The sequence below is a fragment of the Halorubrum sp. CBA1125 genome, assembly GCF_009742825.1.
In the GTDB taxonomy this organism is placed as follows: domain Archaea; phylum Halobacteriota; class Halobacteria; order Halobacteriales; family Haloferacaceae; genus Halorubrum.
Map to the genome: position 1 here is coordinate 1 of NZ_WPCE01000233.1, position 3,932 is coordinate 3,932.

The following is a 3,932-nucleotide window of genomic DNA, read 5'->3' on the forward strand; positions in this document are numbered from 1 at the left end:
TTTCACCGGAAACACGGTGTGTGTCTCCGACAACCTCACACTCGGCGACACTGGACCGCCAGCTACGCCGGGCCGCCGGCGACACCGAACCAGAACCCCGACGCCGTCCAAGCCGAAAACTCGCCAATGGAGACTATCAAACGGAGACGACTCTGTTAGACCACGTCCCTCGAATCTGGTAATTTCTCCCGAACGGTAGTTTCTCCCGAAAAGCCGATGTCTCCTGAAAAGGTCTCCTGAACGATATAGGGCGGCGCTGAAAGGTTTAAAACTGCGTCTGCTGGGAGAACTGGGAAACAGGGAAGGGAAGCAAACAGGAAAAACAGGAAGGAAACCCGAACGTCGGGGTACCGGTCTGCGGCCTACTCCTGCGCGTCGACGACGGCGACGCTCGCCAGGTTGACGATGTCTTTCACCTCGTCGCCACGCTGGAGCACGTGGACCGGCTCGCCCATCCCGACCAGCATCGGGCCGATCGCCTCGGCGCCGCCGAGCCGCTGGAGGAGCTTGTACCCGATGTTACCCGCTTCGAGGTTCGGGAACACGAGAACGTTCGCCGCCTCGTCCAGCTCCGAGAACTCGTAGGTCCCGTTGAGGATCTCGTCGACGACCGCTGTGTCGGCCTGCATCTCTCCGTCGACCGGGAAGTCGACTCCCTCGTCGTCGTGGAGGATTTCGACGGCCTCTCGGGGTTTCCGCGTCCCCTCGTTGTCGACGCTGCCGAAGTTCGAGTACGAGAGCATCGCGGCCCGCGGCTCGACGTTGAACCGCCGGGCGAGGTCGGCCGTGTGACGCGTGATCTCCGCGAGCGTCTCGGCGTCGGGGTCCTGATTGACGGTCGTATCCGCACAGAAGATGACCCGGTTCTTGAACGTGAGCATGTACACCCCGGCGACGGTGTCGGTGTCGACCGCGGAGCCGACCACCTGCAGCGGCGGGCGAAGCGCGGACGGATAGTGATGGGTCAACCCGGTGAGCATCGCGTCGACGTCGCCGGCCCTGACCATCACGCTCGCGAGGTAGTTCGTGTCGTGCTGGACGAGTTCGTTCGCCTCCCGTCGCGTGAGTCCCTTCCGTTTGCGGATCTCGTAGAGCTGGTCGCCGTACGCCGTGATGTCACGGTCATTGGGATCGACGATCTCCGGACTGAACGACAGCCCCAGATCGTCGGCCGTCCGAGCGATCGTGTCTGCCTCGCCCAGCAACACCGGCTCGGCGATGCCCTGTTCGGACAGCTGATAGGCCGCCCGGATCATCTTCTCGTCGGTCCCCTCGGCCAGCGCGATGCGCTTCGGGTCGCTTTTCGCCTTGTTCAAGACCACGCGCATCATCTCGCGGGACTTTCCGAGCCGCGCTTCGAGCCGTTCGCGGTACTTCTCGGGGTCGATCTCGGTCCGCGCGGACCCGGATTCCATCGCCGCCTGCGCGACGCGGGGTGCCACCTCGAAGAGCACGCGCGGGTCGAGCGGCTTCGGGATCACGTACTCCGGACCGAACTGGAGGGGGTCGTCGCCGTACGCCTTCACGACCGCGTCCGGGACGTCCTTGCGCGCGAGGTCCGCGAGTGCCTCCGCGGCGGCCGCCTTCATCTCCTCGTTGATCTCCGTCGCGCGGACGTCGAGTGCCCCGCGGAACAGGAACGGGAACCCGAGGACGTTGTTCACCATGTTCGGGTAGTCGGACCGCCCGGTCGCCATGATCACCGTGTCGTCGCGGGCGGCCTTCGCGTCCTCGTAGGTGATCTCCGGGTCGGGGTTCGCCATCGCGAAGATGATCGGATTCTCGGCCATCGACCGGACCATCTCCTGGGAGACGATCCCGCCGACCGAGAGGCCGACGAAGACGTCGGCGCCCTCCATCGCGTCCGCGAGGTCGCCCCCTTCGACGTCGCTGGCGAACTGGCTCTTGTACTCGTTGACCTCGCCGGCCTCGACCCGCGACTCCGTGATGATCCCCGAGGAGTCACACATCGTGATGTTCTCCTTTTTCGCGCCGAGCGAAACGTAGAATCGGGCGGTCGCGATCGCGGACGCGCCCGCGCCGGAGAACACGATCTCGATCTCCGAGAGGTCCTTATCGGAGACGTCGGCGGCGTTCATCAGCGCCGCCCCCGAGATGATCGCGGTGCCGTGCTGATCGTCGTGGAACACCGGGACGTCCATCTCCTCGCGGAGCCGCTTTTCGATCTCGAAACACTCCGGCGCCTTGATGTCCTCTAAGTTCACCCCGCCGAAGGTGGGTTCCATCGCGGAGACCGCCTCACAGAACGGGTCGACCTCGTCGATGTCGAGCTCGACGTCGAACACGTCGATGTCCGCGAACCGCTTGAACAGCACGCCTTTCCCCTCCATGACCGGTTTCGACGCGGTGGCGCCGATGTTGCCGAGACCGAGCACGGCCGAGCCGTTAGAGACGACCGCGACGAGGTTCCCCTTGGCGGTGTACTCGAACACGGACTCCGGGTCCTCGGCGATGTCGCGACACGGCGCCGCGACACCCGGCGAGTACGCCAGTGAGAGATCGCGCTGTGTGTTCGTTGGCTTCGTCGTCTCGATCGCGATCTTTCCCGGCGGGTCTTGCCGATGATACTCGCGTGCGTCGTCGTCCAGGCCCATGTCTATCTCCATTCAGGAACGAAACAAAAAGCTATGTAAATGTGTCGAAGGAATAGTTCGACATTCGACGACTACTGTCGTCAGTTCTGCGAATCGTTGACACCGTCCCCGGTGTCGGCCGCGGTCGGATCGATGTCCGGGTGCAGCGGCGCGGCCGAGGGGTCGATCCCAGCGAGCGTCGACACCTCGTAGAGGATCGCGTACGTGTGCGTGAGAACGCCGACGGGGGCGAGCAGCCCGAGAAGAAAGACGATCGCCGCGGTCCCGACCGCCGCGAGGACGACCAGTCCGCCGGTCGTTCCGACGAGCGCACCGAGCCCGCCCAGCGGCACGGCGGCGACGAGCAGGACGACGCCGCCGACGACGGCGACGATCGAGGCGGCCAGGACGAACGCGGCACCCTGCACCAACGAGATTCCGACGCCGACGAAGAAGTGGACGACGAGATAAACGACGAGGTCGAGCGAGGCGTATCGTAACGCGCCGGCGACCCGTCGCCACGCGGCGAGGACGCCGACCTCGCGGGCGACCATCACCGGCACCACGAACTCGTGGGTGATCCGGAGGGCCAGCGCCGCGATCGCGAGCAGGATCGCGCCCGCGAGCACGACGATCCCCGTCGCCCACGCCGGAAGCGACGCGATCACCGCCACGGGAACGTCGATCGGTCGCCACCCGACGACGGGAACGTCGACCGCGCGCCATCGAATCGGGTCGCCCACGACCGCGACGACCGCGACGGGTCCGACGACCGTCGCACTCAGCGCCGTCGAGACGACGAACAGTCCCGCGGCCTGCCGGAGCCGATCGAGGAACGGTCGCCACAGCCGGACGCGGTTCGTCCGGAGCGCGTCGTAGAACACGAGCCGAAGCGACAGCGAGGCGATCGAGGCGGCGACCGCGACCGCAACGACCGCGACTGCGAGTATTCGCATCTCGGTGCCGAGAGCGTCCCACATCTCGCTACCGGCCACTCCCCACATCTCGCTACCGGCCACTCCCCACACCTCGCCGTCGGTCACCGCCAATCCCCCACCGTTTGGCGTCTCCGGGATACCATCGCTCGTCGCGAGCGGCGCCTCCGACGCCAGCGGACCGAGCCGCCCGAACGAGATCCCGCGGACGTCGGTGGCGGCCGGTACCGGAATCCCGGTGCTCACCCCGCCACCCATCAGGAGCACGAGGAGGGCCAGCTTGGTCCAGCGCACCACGCTGAACGGGAACAGGAACCGCCGAGTAGCCTCGACCGCGTCGTCACCGCGTCGACGGCGTACCAATCATGAACGTGCGGTGACGCGGCAGCGATAAAAAGTGTCC

The 3,932-nt window shown here is 66.0% G+C and carries 2 protein-coding genes; both read right to left on the reverse strand.

Annotated elements, in window-relative coordinates; translation table 11 throughout:
- Positions 1 to 362: 362 nt before the first annotated feature.
- Complete coding sequence (locus GJ633_RS14765) at positions 363 to 2,615, reverse strand: NADP-dependent malic enzyme (protein ID WP_156589417.1); 2,253 nt, start codon at positions 2,613 to 2,615, stop codon at positions 363 to 365.
- Positions 2,616 to 2,695: 80 nt separating this feature from the next.
- Positions 2,696 to 3,892: a hypothetical protein gene (locus tag GJ633_RS14770; RefSeq protein WP_231741380.1), complete on the reverse strand. Its 1,197-nt coding sequence runs from the start codon at positions 3,890 to 3,892 to the stop codon at positions 2,696 to 2,698.
- Positions 3,893 to 3,932: the final 40 nt, after the last annotated feature.